Origin of the sequence: Pseudomonas capeferrum (assembly GCF_000731675.1) — a bacterium.
Taxonomy (GTDB): domain Bacteria; phylum Pseudomonadota; class Gammaproteobacteria; order Pseudomonadales; family Pseudomonadaceae; genus Aquipseudomonas; species Aquipseudomonas capeferrum.
Genome location: NZ_JMIT01000004.1, coordinates 302,848 through 318,572 on the forward strand (window position 1 = coordinate 302,848; position 15,725 = coordinate 318,572).

The following is a 15,725-nucleotide window of genomic DNA, read 5'->3' on the forward strand; positions in this document are numbered from 1 at the left end:
GCCGCGCCTACAGTATCCGCGTGAGCCCCGTGAATATTGGCTTACGCGGACGCTGTAGGAGCGGCCTTGTGCCGCGATGGGCTGCGCAGCAGCCCTAAGTGAACAGCATTTTGCCGAGGCAGGTTTTTTCATTTCTGCTCAAGGCTTGCGCCACGGCTGACCGTCCTCATCGTCGTCACCACCGCCACGGCGAATGTCCAGCCTGTAGTGCACTGTTGTCTTCATGGAGATACTCCTTCAAAGATGCGCTGGCCAGATGACCAACGCAGTGAGGATGCTCTTGAGCTAAAGACCAAGGCACAGGGCACAGCTTCCGCCGCCCTCATGCCGCCTGGGTACAGACACGAAGCGCCTGCTCGACATCAGCGATCAGGTCTTCTATATCCTCCAACCCTACCGACAACCGCACCAACCCTTCCGAAATGCCATGGTGCGCACGCTCCTTCGGCGTATAGCTGGAATGGGTCATGCTCGCCGGGTGCTGTGCCAACGACTCGGCATCGCCCAGGCTCACCGCCCGCGCGAACAGCTGCAAGGCATTCATGAACCGCCGCCCCGCTTCGATCCCGCCCTTGAGCTCGAACGCAATCATGCCGCCCGGCAGGCGCATCTGGCGCTGGGCCAGCGCGTGCTGGGCAAACGATGGCAGCCCTGGGTAGTGAATAAGCTCGACCTGCGGCTGGCTCGCGATAAACTCCGCCACTTGCTGGGCGTTGGCGCAATGGCGGTCCATGCGCAGGGCCAGGGTCTTGATCCCGCGCATCAACAGCGACGCATCGTGCGGCGACAGCACTGCACCGGTCATGTCTTTCAGCCCTTCCAGGCGTATCCGGTCGATCAGTGCCTTGCGCCCGACCACCAGGCCGGCCGTGATATCCCCATGGCCGCTCAGGTACTTGGTCGCCGAATGCACCACCAGGTCGGCGCCCATTTCCAGCGGCCGCTGCAAATAAGGGGTGCAGTAAGTGTTGTCGACCACGATATGCAAGTCATGCCCGCGCGCAGCATCGGCCACCGCTGCGATATCGACCAGTTGCATGTTGGGGTTGGCCGGGGTTTCGAAGTAGATCATCCGTGTTTTGCTGGTAATTGCCGCCTTGAGTGCCTTGATATCGTTGAGGTCGACGTGATGGATCTTCACCCCGAACTCGCCGATGCCATGGTGCAAGAAGGCGAACGTACAGCCATACAGCGTACGCCCGACGATCAGCTCATCGCCCGGCCGTAGCAGGGTCCATATCGTCGAAGTGATGGCCCCCATGCCCGACGCCAACGCCAGCCCCGCCTCGCCCCCCTCCAGTGATGCCATGCGCTGTTCCAGCAAAGCCAGCGTCGGGTTGGAGATGCGGCTGTAGAAGTGCCCCGCCTCTTCCCCGGCAAAGCAGGCAGCGCCGTATTCGACGGTGGGGAAGGCATAGGTGGCGGTCTGGTACACCGGCGGCACCAATGCGCCACCGTGTGACTGCGGGTCATAGCCATGGTGGATGGCCCGCGTGGAAAAACCGGTGTTGTTATGGGAGTCGCGCATGGCAACAGCCTCTTGTGGTTTGTTATAAGCTTATGCCACCGAGCTGCCTGAATTTTTCCAAAATTGCCCACGCAAACGCGCACTTTTTGGAACAAAAACAACAATTATCCGATCAGGAGGGCAAAACATGCCTTCGAGCCTCGACCGCACCGACCGCGCCCTGCTTGCCGCCCTGCAGGACAACGCCCGCCTAACCGTTTCCGAACTTGCCGACCAGGTGGCGCTGACCACCTCGCCCTGTTGGCGGCGGGTCAAGCTGCTGGAAGATAACGGTTACATCACCGGGTATCAGGCCATTCTTTCCCCCAAGTCGCTGGGGTTTGGGGTGACCGCCTTTGTCAGCATCATGATGGATTCGCATACCAAGGACATGGCGCTGGCGTTTGAAAAACGGTTGATGGAGATACCAGAGATTGTGGCGTGCCATAACATTTCGGGACGGTATGACTTCCTGCTGGAAATACTGGCGCGGGACCTTGAGTCGTTTGGGGAATTTACCCGGGAAGTGCTGCAGCGGTTGCCGGGGGTGAAGGAGATTTATTCGAGTTTTTCTTATAAAGCGGTGAAGGAAAGGCGGGTAATTCCAGTCTCAGAAAAACACATATAAGTTGGACTAGGCCGTTGCTCATCCAAATAACAAGGATTGCGTATTGCTCGTAAGAAGATCGGGCGAAGGCGACAAAGTTCCTGCCTTCGGTTTTTAGGTAGCGCCTGCTTTACCGAACAACAAGCATCTTAGCCAGTGAACTTCCGTATCACCCCATTAAAAATCGAGCTTATTTACCTCACCTCCAACCGCTGCGGTCGGTTTGCAGACACACTCTATACCCTAAAATAAAAACGGCCACATTGTTCTCAGCACCACGAAAAATTATACCTCCAAGCTTATTGAGCTTGGAGGCCTAAATCCCTCGAAGCGCGACTATATATCAAGGATAGTCATGTGGAATCTTGATGAGAGGTGAAGGGATGGGAGGATAAACCTCTGGGTATATTTTGACCCTTCGAGGCAGCCGTCCCGGTACATACCCATGGCGCGCCCATCTCACCTCCCCATTGCGGCCATCAAAAATCAAAAATATTTCCCGTATCAGTCAACGCGAGATAGTTATTTTCCCAGTAGGATTTATCCAGTGTCTCTGTGGACTGAGCGGACCATATCCGCTCTCGGACAGGATCATATAAAAAACCGGAATTACTGACAACGAACTGGAGTGGCTCGCGCGCTCACTGCCGGAATGTGGAGCTATACGGCTGACTCTCGTCTGCGATCCAGATTACGGTCCCCCATCTTCCAAGACCAGATTTCCGTCACTTCTGAGACGAAGAATAAACCGTCCGTTCTCTGACTTTATAAACTGTCCCGCCTGCATGGCTTGATTAGGAGGGAGCAATACCCCACCCGAACCAAGGAACGGCTGATAGCTTATTTTTCGATACTTACCTCTTCCCATTACACACCTCAGGTCTATTGACACACATGGCCCGCTTATTAAGCGATCCACGACCATGATGGCTATATAACGAGCACAATAACACGTAGAACTGCTCCCCCACTAAAGCTGGAAAAAATCCCTACAAACTAAAGCGAAATCCCCTTCACCTATTAGCCCAGATCAATCTTGAAAAACCAGCCATAATTCAAGCTCAGAAAGACATCCACGAGGACCCAAAAAGACCAGCCCATACTGAAACACTTAATTTCCCTACCAAAATAACAACTTTCGCGCACGCAAATATACGCCATGAAAAAGCTAGCCATCATGATTCTAATTGTTCTTAACGGATGCACCCACGAGATGCCTATATTATTCCCTGACAAACAAGACATCCATTTCAAATGCGATATGGACCCGTACAAGCAGGGTTGCGAGCGCCAGATGGATTACCAAGAGCACTTTCGATGGATGAACAACATAAAAAGAAAAACAGTCAGGATGATGACTTGGAGCACGCACCCTAAAAGAGTGGCGCGCCGCCAACGATAAACCAGGATTTAAAGCAGCGTGAATATAATACCCTACTCCTGCGGGGTGTTACTTCTTATAACCCATTATAGACGAAGCTCAGCAGGTGGCCACGCACTGCCTATGTCGCCGACCAACAAGCATTCCGCCAGATTAACTTTGGCCTTCACCCTCTTGCCCCCCAAACGGCATATGAAGCGTATAAATGACCCCTAACATTTACGATTACAGAAATCTCCTACAGCTCAACAGAAAAGCGGCTAAAACACTCGCAGATCACCAATGGAAAAAGTTGCGCTAGGATAAAAACCGAAAAAACAGCCAGGCATGCATGTACCAAAGCGGGGTTGATGGGCTGCTTTATCAGTCAGCGGTCTATATCGTCACCGGCTCCATGCAGGGGTGCAATCTCGTCTTGAACACAGGTCGCTCAACCCAGGTGGAAGCACTGAGCTATCAACCTCTCATGCAGGCGCTGCTGTCTAACGGTGAAACGGCCGTTGAATTCCTGGACAGCCTAGGTGTAGTGCTGGAGTAAACGTACAAGAAGCCTTGTAGACAGCCCCGGCTTTCACTGCCCCGCCGTCAAGGCATTCACATAGTCACGCGTGATGATCCTCAGGGCCACACTGTCATCCAACAATTCGAACCGTGGCACTTCATTGCTTGGCTCCCCTGGGTCTGAGTAATCCATTTTGCCGACCAGGTGCTGAACCAGAAAATTCATGGCTTCAAGGTCGGCAGGGTCTACCTCTAGCGCTTTGATCAGCCTTGCAACAACTGCCCGTGGCTTGTTATTGGCAAACTGAAACGTTGGGTAGAATTTTCTGCGGTTATCGGAATTTGTGTACGCAAGCAGGTTTCCAGCTTTTGTCTTCTGGCTCAGTGCCTGCTTTGTAATGCCCAGTATTTCGCAGGCCGCCTTGGCGTCCAGTAACTCGCAACGACCGTCGACCCGCTCGAACGCACGCGCGTTCATCCTGGACACGGCTTCCTGGTTGCGCGTTGCGATACTGCGTTTAGTCTCAACCTCTACCTTGGCAAGCGCCGCGAATGCTTTTTCGTCCGTAAGGGCCACAGCTTTCAGCACCACCGCTTCCGAAGCACGAGCAAGGTGCTCCTCAAAGCGCTCACGCAATGCGGCCTTCGCAGCTTCGATACGACCGATTTCCGGATGGAGTACTTCATGTGTGGTTGTCCCCTGTGCCAACAGACTAGACCGGCCCTTGAAGAGCTATCAACTTGTCAACTTGTCTATCCGTCAAGTCGCTAACTGATCGCCGTGCGTGTGCTTTAATCACAGCCATAAAAAAACCCGCCGAAGCGGGTTTTTTCATGCAGCTTCAGCGCTTAGATCGCGCCGCGCTGACGCAGCACATCCAGCACCTGCTTCACGCCTTCATCGACGCTGGTAGCCTGGGTATCAATCACCAGGTCAGCATCCAGCGGTACATCGAACGGGAAGCTCTCGCCCGGGATGTTGTCGCCACCGGCCGCATACAGGCCCTGCGGGTCGCGCTCGCGGCAGGCGATAGGCGAGGCCTGGACGTAAACGGTCACCAGGCGCTCCTTGCCGATCAGCGCCTTGGCCTGTTCGCGGCCTTCGGCATCCGGGGCAACGAACGCAGCCAGGGTCAGCATGCCGGCTTCGTTGAACTGGCGCGCTACATGGGCGGCACGGCGCCAGTTTTCGGTACGGCCGGCGCGGTCCTGTGGCAGGCCCTTGTTCAGGTCGTGGCGCAGGTTCTGGCCATCGAGCACGTAAACAGCACGGCCCATGTCGAACAGCTTGCGCTCCACGGCATAAGCCAAGGTGCTCTTGCCAGCGCCGGACAAGCCGCTGAACAGCACGGTGGCTGGCTGCTGGCCGAAGCGCAGGGCGCGCTCTTCGGTGGAAACGTGGGCCTGCTTGCCGTGCTGGCCGGTGCTGCCGTGTGGCAGTACTGGCGGCGCGATGATCATGCCGGCGCCGACGGTGCCGTTGGTCAGGCGGTCGATGACGATGAACGCACCGGTGGTGCGGTTGCTGTCATAGCCGTCCAGCGCGATGGCGCTGTCCAGGGACACCTTGACCCGACCGATCTCGTTCAGTTGCAGCGCACTGGCAGCATCTTTTTCGAGGGTGTTCACATCGACCTTGTGGGTGATGCTGGCGATCGAGCCCGGCACATAGCTGGTGGCGCGCTTGATGTCGTATTTCTTGCCCGGGAGCATCGGCTCTTCAGCCATCCACACCAGCATCGCGTCAAATTGGTCGGTTACCGGCGGCACATTGTCGGCATGCACCAGCAGGTCGCCACGGGAGATGTCGATCTCGTCTTCCATGGTCAGGGTCACGGCCTGGCCTGGGCCGGCGTTTTCCAGCTCACCTTCGTAGGTGACGATGGACTTGACCCGGCTGCTCTTGCCCGACGGCAGCACGACAATTTCATCACCCTTGTGCACCACGCCGCTGGCGAGGGTGCCGGCGAAACCGCGGAAGTTCAGGTTAGGGCGGTTGACGTACTGCACCGGGAAGCGCAAGTCGGTGAAGTTGCGGTCGGCCGCCACTTCCACGGTCTCGAGGATTTCCATCAGCGCAGGGCCGGTGTACCACGGCGAACGCTCGCTGCGGTTGACCACGTTGTCGCCCTTGAGCGCCGACATCGGCACGAAGTGCAGGCTGCTCGGCGTCAGGTTGATGGCATCGGCGAACTTCAGGTAGTCGGCCTTGATTTCTTCGAAGACGCCCTCGTCGAAACCTTTGAGGTCCATCTTGTTGACCGCGACGACGATGTGCTTGATGCCCAGCAACGAGGCGATGTAGCTGTGGCGACGGGTCTGGGTCTGCACGCCATAGCGGGCATCGACCAGGATGATCGCCAGGTCACAGGTGGACGCACCGGTGGCCATGTTACGGGTGTACTGCTCGTGGCCCGGGGTGTCGGCAATGATGAACTTGCGCTTGGCGGTGGAGAAGTAGCGGTAGGCGACATCGATGGTGATGCCCTGCTCGCGCTCGGCCTGCAGGCCGTCGACCAGCAGCGCCAGGTCGACTTCTTCGCCGGTGGTGCCGGACTTCTTCGAATCACGGGTGATGGCTTCGAGGTGGTCCTCGTAGATCATCTTCGAGTCGTGCAGCAGGCGCCCGATCAGGGTGCTCTTGCCGTCGTCGACGTTGCCGCAGGTCAGGAAACGCAGCAGTTCCTTGCGCTCGTGCTGGGCCAGGTAGGCGAGGATGTCCTCGCTGATCAGATCAGATTGGTGACTCATTGCATTCAAGCTCCAAGCTGTAAGCTTCAAGCAGCAAGCTTGTCGGCGTACAGCTAGTTAGAAATTTTGTTGATCAACCCTGCAAGCATTCTGGAGAGCTCACGGGTTTCAGTAATCCAGTCGTTGGCCAATTCAGAAGGCAAGTAACCCATTTCACCGGCAATTATCAGTTGAGCCCGCAACTCTGCGCAGGACGCCTTCGCCACGCTTAGGAACCACGTCTTCTCCCGCGGCCCTCTGCGCTCCATCCCTTCGGCAATGTTGGAAGGGACTGAAACCGCTGCACGGGTGATGTGAGATCTGAATCCAAAATCCCGGCAGTCGGCAAATGCCTGATACATCACAACGGCTAAATTTTTACTTCTCTGCCAAACCAGCAACTTCTCAAAATCCACTGCAGACACTCCCTGTGCGCCCGCAGTGCAGGCGGCAGTCCACAAAAATCAGAAGCTACTCGTTCTGCTTCTGTCTTGCAGCTTGCCGCTTGTAACTTGAAGCTTAGAAATAGCCTTGGCGTTTCTTGTCTTCCATGGAGCCGGCGCCATCGTGGTCGATGACACGGCCCTGGCGTTCGGACGTACGGGTCAGGAGCATTTCCTGAATGATGTCCGTCAGGGTCTCGGCTTCCGACTCGACAGCGCCCGTCAACGGGTAGCAACCGAGGGTACGGAAACGCACCTTCTTCTTGACGATGCGGGCTTTCTCTTCCTCGGAGAGGTGCTCGAGAATGCGCTCGTCGTCGATCATGATCAGGGTGCCATTCTTCTCGATCACTTCACGCTCGGCGGCGAAGTACAGCGGCACGATCGGGATGCCTTCGAGGTAGATGTACTGCCAGATGTCCAGCTCGGTCCAGTTCGACAGCGGGAAGACGCGGATCGACTCGCCCTTGTTGACCTTGCCGTTGTACACGTTCCACAGCTCGGGGCGCTGGTTTTTCGGGTCCCAGCGGTGCTTGCTGTCACGGAACGAGTAGACGCGCTCCTTGGCCCGGGACTTTTCTTCGTCACGGCGGGCACCACCGAAGGCGGCGTCGAAACCATGCTTGTCCAGCGCCTGCTTGAGGCCCTGGGTTTTCATGATGTCGGTGTGCTTGGAGCTGCCATGGGTGAAGGGGTTGATGCCCTGCGCCACACCCTCGGGGTTGACGTGGGTGATCAGTTCCAGGCCCATTTCCTCGACCATCTTGTCGCGGAAGCTGTACATCTCCTGGAATTTCCACTGGGTGTCGACGTGCATCACCGGGAACGGCAGCTTGCCCGGGAAGAAGGCCTTGCGCGCCAGGTGCAGCATCACGGCGGAATCCTTGCCGATCGAGTACAGCATCACCGGGTTGTCGAACTCGGCGGCCACCTCGCGGATGATGTGGATGCTCTCCGCCTCCAGCTGTTTCAAGTGCGTCAGTTTGTCGACCATGGCTACTCACGAAAAACGATCTTATGGACGGCCTGCGGGCCGTGTTCGAGCGAGCCACTTTATCACAGCGGCTGCTTCTATTTAGGAGGCGGGCTAGATCGAAACAATCTAACGATATGACTGGGGGTTTGGGGGAAATGGGGCCGCTTTGCGGCCCTTCGCGGGCAAGACCGCTTAGATAGGGTTGGGGCAATCGATGAACCGGTGTTCTACGGCAAACCGCCGTGCCAGGTAATCGCCCAGTGCCTGTACGCCATAGCGCTCGGTGGCATGGTGCCCGGCGGCAATGAAGCTGATGCCGTTTTCGCGGGCACTGTGGTAGGTCTGCTCCGACGCTTCGCCACTGATGAACAGGTCGACACCAGCGGCAATCGCGGTATCGATATAGCCCTGCCCGCCCCCCGTGCACCAACCGACCCGGCGAATCATCTGCTCGCCTTCGACCAGCAACGGCTCGCGCCCCATCACCTCTTGCACCCGTTGGGCAAAATCGCGCGCCGTGATCGGTTCGGCCAGCGAACCGACCAACCCGACCACTTTTGGGTTTTCAGGGTCCAGTGGCCCCTCCACGGTAATGTCCAGCTGGCGCGCCAACTGCACGTTGTTGCCCACCTCCGGGTGCACGTCCAGCGGCAGGTGAAACGCCAGCAGGCTGATGTCGTGCTTGAGCAGGGTCTTCAGGCGCCGCTGCTTGATACCCGTGATGCAAGGGTTCTCGCCCTTCCAGAAGTAACCATGGTGAACCAGCACCAAGTCAGCCTCGGCCTCGACGGCGGCATCCAGCAACGCCTGGCTGGCTGTGACGCCGCTGACGATGCGGCTGACCTGCGGGCGGCCCTCGACCTGCAGCCCGTTGGGGCAATAATCCTGGATCTTCGCGCTGCCCAGGTAGCGCTCGGCTTCCTCGACCAGGGTGTTCAGAGCGACGGCCATGAAAATCTCCTCGAAATCTGCGTTTTTGCCGGGTTCAACACCCGTATACTGGCCGCCATTATGAGCCGTCGCCGGCCTTGGGGAAACCGGCGGCAGCCGCATGAGGGCGGGCCAGACAAGCCATCGCCGATCAGCGGTTTCAGGTGTATGATCGCGCGCGCTCGCGCCCCGTGGCGCGGCTACTTGGCTCCCGCCCTACTCCCAGGATTCGTTCATGTTCAAGGCTCTGCGTTACTTTGGCTGGCCCCTGCTCACCGGTGTGCTGATCGCCATGCTGATCATCCAGCGCTTCCCGCAATGGGTCGGCCTGCCAAGCCAGGACGTCAACCTGCAGCAGGCACCGCAGACCTCGCGGATCATGCAGGGCCCGGTGTCGTACGCCGACGCCGTGACCCTGGCCGCGCCGGCGGTGGTCAACCTGTACACCACCAAGGTGGTGAACAAGAGCGCCCACCCGCTGTTCGAAGACCCGCAGTTCCGCCGTTTCTTCGGCGACAACCTGCCCAAGCAGAAGCGCTGGGAATCGAGCCTGGGTTCGGCGGTGATCATGAGCCCCGAGGGCTACCTGCTGACCAACAACCACGTCACCAGTGGCGCCGACCAGATCGTGGTGGCGCTCAAGGATGGCCGCGAGACCTTGGCCCGGGTGATCGGCAGCGACCCGGAAACCGACCTTGCGGTGCTGAAGATCGACCTCAAAAGCCTGCCGGCCATCACTATCGGCCGCTCCGACAACATCCACATCGGCGACGTGTCGCTGGCCATCGGCAACCCCTTTGGCGTCGGCCAGACCGTGACCATGGGTATCATCAGCGCCACCGGCCGCAACCAGCTGGGCCTGAACAACTACGAAGACTTCATCCAGACCGACGCGGCGATCAACCCCGGCAACTCCGGTGGCGCACTGGTCGATGCCAACGGCAACCTGATCGGCATCAACACGGCCATTTTCTCCAAGTCCGGTGGCTCCCAGGGCATCGGCTTCGCCATCCCGGTGAAACTAGCATTGGAGGTGATGAAGTCGATCGTCGAGCACGGCCAGGTGATTCGTGGCTGGCTGGGCATCGAAGTGCAGCCGCTGAGCCAGGAGCTGGCCGAATCGTTCGGCATGCAGGACCGGCCGGGTATTGTCGTGGCGGGGATCTTCCGCGAAGGGCCGGCGCAAAAAGCCGGTTTGCAGTTGGGTGACGTGATCATGAGCATCAACGGCGAGCCGGCCGGTGACGGGCGCAAGTCGATGAACCAGGTGGCGCGGATCAAGCCCAATGAGAAGATCACCATCGAGGTGATGCGCAACGGGCAGCAACTGAAGCTGATTGCCGAGGTGGGGCTGCGGCCGCCGCCTGCGCCGGCTGCCAATCCGGAAGAGAAGTAAAGCTGCATGGAGCCGCCCCGGTGGGGCGGCCCCCTGGTTTCATCAATGCAGGATCTGGCTCAGGAACAACTTGGTCCGGTCACTGCGCGGCCGGTCGAAGAACTCATCCGGGGCCGCCTGCTCCACGATTTCCCCCTTGTCCATGAAGATCACCCGGTTCGCCACGGTGCGGGCAAAGCCCATCTCGTGGGTCACGCACAGCATGGTCATGCCATCCTCGGCCAGGCCCACCATGGTATCGAGCACTTCCTTGACCATCTCCGGGTCCAGCGCCGAAGTCGGCTCGTCGAACAGCATGATCTTCGGCTTCATGCACAGCGCCCGGGCAATCGCCACGCGCTGCTGCTGCCCGCCAGACAACTGCCCCGGGTACTTGTGCGCCTGCTCCGGAATACGCACCCGCTCCAGATAATGCATGGCGATTTCCTCGGCCTTGCGCCGTGGCATCTTGCGCACCCACATCGGCGCCAGCGTGCAGTTCTCCAGGATGCTCAGGTGCGGGAACAGGTTGAAGTGCTGGAACACCATGCCCACCTCACGGCGGATCGCCTCGATCTGCTTGAGGTCGTTGGTCAGCTCGACGCCATCGACGACGATGCGCCCCTGCTGATGTTCCTCCAGGCGGTTGAGGCAACGAATGGTCGTCGACTTGCCCGACCCGGACGGCCCGCACAGAACGATGCGCTCGCCTTGGCGCACATTCAGGTTGATGTCCTTGAGCACGTGGAACTGGCCGTACCATTTGTTCACACCCTGCATCTGGATGATGCCTTCGGGGCCAGCAGGCTGCTTGATCGCTTCACTCATTTCGAAACTCCTAACGCTTGTGGCCAGTGTCCAGCTTGCGCTCCAGATGCATGGAGTAGCGGGACATACCGAAACAGAAAATCCAGAACACCAGGGCGGCAAACACATAACCCTCGGTCGCCATGCCCAGCCAGGCCGGGTCGGCTGCGGCCTGCTTGACGCTGTTGAGCAGGTCGAACAGGCCGATGATGATCACCAGGCTGGTGTCCTTGAACAGGGCGATGAAGGTGTTGACGATGCCGGGGATCACCAGCTTCAGCGCCTGGGGCAAAATCACCAGCCCCATCGCACGCCAGTAGCCCAGGCCCATGGCCGCAGCCGCTTCGTATTGCCCCTTGGGGATGGCCTGCAGGCCGCCACGCACCACCTCGGCGATGTACGCCGACTGGAACAGGATCACGCCGATCATCGCCCGCAGCAGCTTGTCGAAGCTCATGCCCTCAGGCAGGAACAGCGGCAGCATCACCGACGACATGAACAGCACGGTGATCAACGGTACGCCACGCCAGAACTCGATGAAGGTCACGCACACCACCTTCACCGCCGGCATCCTGGAGCGCCGCCCCAATGCCAGCAAAATGCCCAGCGGCAACGCACCGACGATACCCACCGTGGCGATCACCAAGGTCAGCATCAGCCCGCCCCACTGGCTGGTCGGCACGCTTTCCAGGCCCAGGTAGCCGCCATGCAGCAGCGTGTAGGCAAGGACCGGGTACAGCACCAGGAAGCCCAGGCCATACACGGCCTTGCGCGGGAAGCGCTTGATGAACAGCGGCGCGGCGCCAAGTACCGCCAGCCACACGGTCAGGTCTACGCGCCAGCGCAGTTCCGCCGGGTAGTAGCCGTACATGAACTGGCCGAAGCGCTGCTGGATGAACACCCAGCAGGCGCCCTCCTTGGTGCAATCGGCGCGGGTGGTGCCGACCCAGTTGGCGTCGATCAACGCCCACTGCACCAGCGGCGGCACGATCAGCCACACCAGGTACACGGCGAACAACGTCAGCAGGGTGTTGAGCCAGCTGGAGAACAGGTTGGCCCGCATCCATGCGAGCACGCCGACGGTTTTTACCGGTGGCGGCATGTCAGGTTTGAAAACATGAGCATTCACGGGCGTATCCTCACCGCTCGATCAGCGCAATGCGCTTGTTGTACCAGTTCATCAGCAGCGAAATGCTGATGCTGATGGCGAGATAGACACTCATGGTGATGGCAATCACCTCGATGGCCTGGCCGGTCTGATTAAGCACGGTACCGGCGAACAGCGAGACCATCTCCGGGTAGCCGATACCGGCCGCCAGCGACGAGTTCTTCGCCAGGTTCAGGTACTGGCTGGTCAGTGGCGGAATGATCACCCGCAGTGCCTGGGGGATGATCACCTTGCGCAGGGTCGGGCCCTCGCGCAGGCCAAGCGAACGCGCAGCTTCGGTCTGGCCATGGCTGACCGAACGGATGCCCGAGCGCACGATTTCGGCGATGAACGCCGCGGTATAGATGGTCAGCGCCAGGGTCAGGGCCAGCAGTTCGGGAATCAGCACCCAGCCGCCAACGAAGTTGAAACCCTTGAGCTGCGGCACTTCCCAGTGCACCGGGCTGCCGAACAGCAATACGCACAGACCGGGGATGACGACCAGCAGCGCCAGCCCTGCCCAGAACTTGTGGAACGGCTTGCCGGTCTCGTTGAAGCGTTTGTTGGCATAGCGCACCATCGCCACCGTGGCCACGATCGCCAGCCCCAAGGCAACGGTAAACGGCCAGAAGCCCTCGGCCATCGAGGCACCGGGCATGTTCAGCCCGCGGTTGCTGATGAAGAACATGTCGTCGAGGTTGATGCTGCCCCGCGGTCCTGGCAGGGTCAGAAACACCGCGAAGTACCAGAACAGGATCTGCAACAACGGCGGAATGTTGCGGAAGGTCTCCACATACACGGTCGCCAGCTTGTTGATCATCCAGTTGGGTGACAGCCGCGCCACGCCGATGATGAACCCCAGGATCGTCGCCAGGATGACGCCGATGAAGGTGACCAGCAGGGTGTTGAGCAGGCCGATGACGAACACCCGCGCGTAGCTGTCGGATTCCACATAAGGGATCAGGTGCTGGGCGATGCCGAAGCCGGCACTGCGGTCGAGGAAGTCGAAGCCGGAGGTAATGCCCCGGTGCTGCAGGTTGGTTTGCGTGTTGTGAAACAGGTACCAGCCCAGGCCCACCACGAACAGGATCGTGAGGATCTGGAACAGCCACGCGCGCACACGTGGATCACTCAGGGATAGCCCCTTTTGTGCGCCGATTCGATTTTGCATGAAGTGCCCCGGAAAGTAGGGATTCGAACAGCCTGCGACGGCGGAATGCCGCCGCAGGGTGCAACCATCAGCGCACAGGTGGCGCGTACTGGATGCCGCCGTTGTTCCACAGGGCGTTCATGCCACGGTCGATCTTCAGGTCGGTGCTCTGGCCCAGGTTCTTCTCGAACACTTCGCCATAGTTGCCGACTTGCTTGACGATCTGGACTACCCAGTCTTTGGGCAGCTTGAGGTCTTTGCCGTACTCGCCGTCAGCGCCGAGCAGGCGGGCGTTGTCCGGGTTCTTGGTGGACTTGGCCTCGGCTTCGACGGTTTTCGAAGTGATACCAGCCTCTTCGGCATTGATCATGGCGAACAGGGTCCACTTGACGATGCTGAACCACTCTTCGTCGCCCTTGCGCACCACCGGGCCCAGCGGTTCCTTGGAGATGGTTTCCGGCAGCACCACGTAGTCGGCCGGCGCGGCCAGCTTGGAGCGCTGGGCGAACAGCTGCGACTTGTCCGAGGTCAGCACGTCGCAACGGCCCGACTCCAGCGACTTGGCGCTTTCGTCGGAGGTATCGAAGGTGATCGGGGTGTACTTGAGGTTATTGGCGCGGAAGTAGTCGGACACGTTCAGTTCGGTGGTGGTACCGGCCTGGATGCAGATGGTCGCGCCGTCGAGCTCCTTGGCGCTGGATACACCCAGCTTCTTGTTGACCAGGAAACCGACGCCGTCATAGTAGGTGACACCGGCAAACACCAGGCCCATGCCGGCATCGCGCGAGCTGGTCCAGGTGGTGTTGCGCGACAGCACGTCGACTTCGCCGGACTGCAGTGCGGTGAAGCGTTCCTTGGCGTTGAGCTGGCTGAACTTGACCTTGGTCGCATCGCCGAACACGGCGGCGGCCACGGCGCGGCAGACATCGGCGTCGATACCGACGATCTTGCCTTGCGCATCAGGTACCGAGAAGCCTGGAAGACCGTCGCTCACGCCACACTGGACGAAGCCCTTCTTCTTTACCGCATCAAGCGTGGCGCCGGCCTGGGCGGTAGTCACGGCGCCCAGCGCAGCGGCAGCGGTCAGGACTGCCAGGGTGGTTTTCAACATCTTCATTCACAACCTCCAAATCGCTCTTGTTGTACCGAGCCGGAATTGCACCGCACCCTTTTGAGGCGTATCCGACCCGTGTTGGCTTGTTATTGGGTCAATTGGCGCAATGGGCTGTTCTATGACAGCCTTCGCTTGCAAAGGGTGTTACCGTCACGGCCTGACCCTTGCATCGTATGATTCGTAGCAAAGGGCGTACCACAGTTGGCGGCTAAAGCGTTTAAGCGCACGTCAAGTAGGCAAAGTTGTATCGTTGCGACATTATTTTTCCGACAATCATTTGCAGCGCCTTCTTTTTAAGCACGCCATAACAAGACCCGCACATTTTCGGAGCAGTCATGACCAACCCGCTGATTCTCGAACCGCAGAAAACCGCCGACGCCTGTGTGATCTGGTTGCACGGCCTGGGCGCCGACCGTTACGACTTCCTACCGGTTGCCGAATTCATGCAGGAACGACTGCTCAGCACCCGCTTCATCATGCCCCAGGCCCCCACCCGCCCCGTGACCATCAACGGCGGCTATGCCATGCCCAGCTGGTACGACATCAAGGCCATGACCCCTGCACGCGCCATCGACGAGGCGCAGCTGGAGGAATCGGCCGAGCAGGTCATCGCCCTGATCAAGGCAGAACAGGCCAAGGGCATCAACCTGGCGCGGATTTTCCTGGCCGGCTTCTCCCAGGGCGGCGCGGTGGTGCTGCACACGGCCTATATAAAGTGGCAGGAAGCCCTGGGCGGCGTGATCGCCCTGTCTACCTATGCCCCGACCTTCTCCGACGCCCATGAACTGAGCGCCTGCCAGCAACGCACCCCGGCCCTGTGCCTGCATGGTGTGCATGACCCAGTGGTGATCCCCTCGATGGGCCGCACCGCGTTCGAGTACCTTAATACCTGGGGTGTCGCCGCCCGCTGGCACGAGTACCCGATGGAACACGAAGTGGTGGTCGAAGAGCTGGGCGACATCCATGACTGGTTGAGCAAGCAGCTGCAATAAGCCTGATCGCCTGTAGTTGTGGGTGTATTCCGCTACGCCGCGTCGGGTTCTTGCTTTACACTGCC

The 15,725-nt window shown here is 59.3% G+C and carries 13 protein-coding genes; 3 read left to right on the forward strand and 10 right to left on the reverse strand.

All coding sequences use genetic code 11. The features are described from left to right. Positions 1-322: 322 nt before the first annotated feature. Positions 323-1,528: a methionine gamma-lyase gene (locus tag PC358_RS23500; protein ID WP_033702855.1), complete on the reverse strand. Its 1,206-nt coding sequence runs from the start codon at positions 1,526-1,528 to the stop codon at positions 323-325. 127 nt (positions 1,529-1,655) lie between these two features. Between PC358_RS23500 and PC358_RS23505 the strand changes: the two genes are divergently transcribed. Further along, positions 1,656-2,135 (forward strand): Lrp/AsnC family transcriptional regulator, encoded by a 480-nt coding sequence (locus PC358_RS23505; RefSeq protein ID WP_027595326.1) that lies wholly within the window; start codon positions 1,656-1,658, stop codon positions 2,133-2,135. Positions 2,136-4,066: 1,931 nt separating this feature from the next. Here PC358_RS23505 and PC358_RS23520 read toward each other — a convergent pair. From PC358_RS23520 to PC358_RS23540, 5 genes are all read right to left on the reverse strand, one after another. Next, entirely contained in the window at positions 4,067-4,705 is a 639-nt protein-coding gene (locus PC358_RS23520; protein ID WP_209435451.1) for a hypothetical protein, read from the reverse strand. 140 nt (positions 4,706-4,845) lie between these two features. Continuing rightward, positions 4,846-6,747 carry a sulfate adenylyltransferase subunit CysN gene (gene cysN / locus PC358_RS23525; RefSeq protein WP_033702857.1) on the reverse strand — a complete coding sequence of 634 codons (1,902 nt, stop codon included), beginning with the start codon at positions 6,745-6,747 and terminating at the stop codon, positions 4,846-4,848. Positions 6,748-6,800: 53 nt separating this feature from the next. Beyond that, positions 6,801-7,142 (reverse strand): four helix bundle protein, encoded by a 342-nt coding sequence (locus PC358_RS23530; RefSeq protein WP_033702858.1) that lies wholly within the window; start codon positions 7,140-7,142, stop codon positions 6,801-6,803. Positions 7,143-7,245: 103 nt separating this feature from the next. After that, a complete protein-coding gene (cysD, locus tag PC358_RS23535; protein WP_003251799.1) occupies positions 7,246-8,163 on the reverse strand; it encodes a sulfate adenylyltransferase subunit CysD in 918 nt (305 codons plus the stop codon). Positions 8,164-8,337: 174 nt separating this feature from the next. After that, positions 8,338-9,096, reverse strand: coding sequence for a Nif3-like dinuclear metal center hexameric protein (locus PC358_RS23540; protein ID WP_033702859.1), 759 nt, complete (start codon positions 9,094-9,096; stop codon positions 8,338-8,340). Between the two features lie 214 nt (positions 9,097-9,310). On the opposite strand from PC358_RS23540, the gene algW reads away from it, so the two are divergent. Continuing rightward, on the forward strand, positions 9,311-10,471 hold the full coding sequence (gene algW, locus PC358_RS23545) for a Do family serine endopeptidase AlgW (RefSeq protein ID WP_033702860.1): 1,161 nt from the start codon (positions 9,311-9,313) through the stop codon (positions 10,469-10,471). A gap of 42 nt (positions 10,472-10,513) precedes the next feature. On the opposite strand, the gene PC358_RS23550 is transcribed toward algW, so the two are convergent. The 4 genes from PC358_RS23550 to PC358_RS23565 all read right to left on the reverse strand — a co-directional run bounded on the left by PC358_RS23550 (position 10,514) and on the right by PC358_RS23565 (position 14,671). Next, positions 10,514-11,278, reverse strand: a complete 765-nt coding sequence (locus PC358_RS23550) for an amino acid ABC transporter ATP-binding protein (RefSeq protein WP_033702861.1) — start codon at positions 11,276-11,278, stop codon at positions 10,514-10,516. Between the two features lie 10 nt (positions 11,279-11,288). After that, positions 11,289-12,386 (reverse strand): amino acid ABC transporter permease, encoded by a 1,098-nt coding sequence (locus PC358_RS23555; protein ID WP_033702862.1) that lies wholly within the window; start codon positions 12,384-12,386, stop codon positions 11,289-11,291. Between the two features lie 10 nt (positions 12,387-12,396). Beyond that, entirely contained in the window at positions 12,397-13,575 is a 1,179-nt protein-coding gene (locus PC358_RS23560) for an amino acid ABC transporter permease (RefSeq protein ID WP_033702863.1), read from the reverse strand. 67 nt (positions 13,576-13,642) lie between these two features. Beyond that, positions 13,643-14,671: an amino acid ABC transporter substrate-binding protein gene (locus PC358_RS23565; RefSeq protein WP_033702864.1), complete on the reverse strand. Its 1,029-nt coding sequence runs from the start codon at positions 14,669-14,671 to the stop codon at positions 13,643-13,645. 332 nt (positions 14,672-15,003) lie between these two features. Here PC358_RS23565 and PC358_RS23570 point away from each other — a divergent pair, with 332 nt between their 5' ends. After that, complete coding sequence (locus PC358_RS23570; RefSeq protein WP_033702865.1) at positions 15,004-15,660, forward strand: alpha/beta hydrolase; 657 nt, start codon at positions 15,004-15,006, stop codon at positions 15,658-15,660. Positions 15,661-15,725 lie beyond the last annotated feature (65 nt).

Excerpts from the sequence above, each read along its gene's own strand:
- algW (WP_033702860.1), top strand. The coding sequence starts at position 9,311 with ATGTTCAAGGCTCTGCGTTACTTTGGCTGGCCCCTGCTCACCGGTGTG.
- cysD (WP_003251799.1), bottom strand. The coding sequence starts at position 8,163 with ATGGTCGACAAACTGACGCACTTGAAACAGCTGGAGGCGGAGAGCATC.
- PC358_RS23505 (WP_027595326.1), top strand. The coding sequence starts at position 1,656 with ATGCCTTCGAGCCTCGACCGCACCGACCGCGCCCTGCTTGCCGCCCTG.
- PC358_RS23540 (WP_033702859.1), bottom strand. The coding sequence starts at position 9,096 with ATGGCCGTCGCTCTGAACACCCTGGTCGAGGAAGCCGAGCGCTACCTG.
- cysN (WP_033702857.1), bottom strand. The coding sequence starts at position 6,747 with ATGAGTCACCAATCTGATCTGATCAGCGAGGACATCCTCGCCTACCTG.
- PC358_RS23570 (WP_033702865.1), top strand. The coding sequence starts at position 15,004 with ATGACCAACCCGCTGATTCTCGAACCGCAGAAAACCGCCGACGCCTGT.
- PC358_RS23565 (WP_033702864.1), bottom strand. The coding sequence starts at position 14,671 with ATGAAGATGTTGAAAACCACCCTGGCAGTCCTGACCGCTGCCGCTGCG.
- PC358_RS23500 (WP_033702855.1), bottom strand. The coding sequence starts at position 1,528 with ATGCGCGACTCCCATAACAACACCGGTTTTTCCACGCGGGCCATCCAC.
- PC358_RS23560 (WP_033702863.1), bottom strand. The coding sequence starts at position 13,575 with ATGCAAAATCGAATCGGCGCACAAAAGGGGCTATCCCTGAGTGATCCA.
- PC358_RS23550 (WP_033702861.1), bottom strand. The coding sequence starts at position 11,278 with ATGAGTGAAGCGATCAAGCAGCCTGCTGGCCCCGAAGGCATCATCCAG.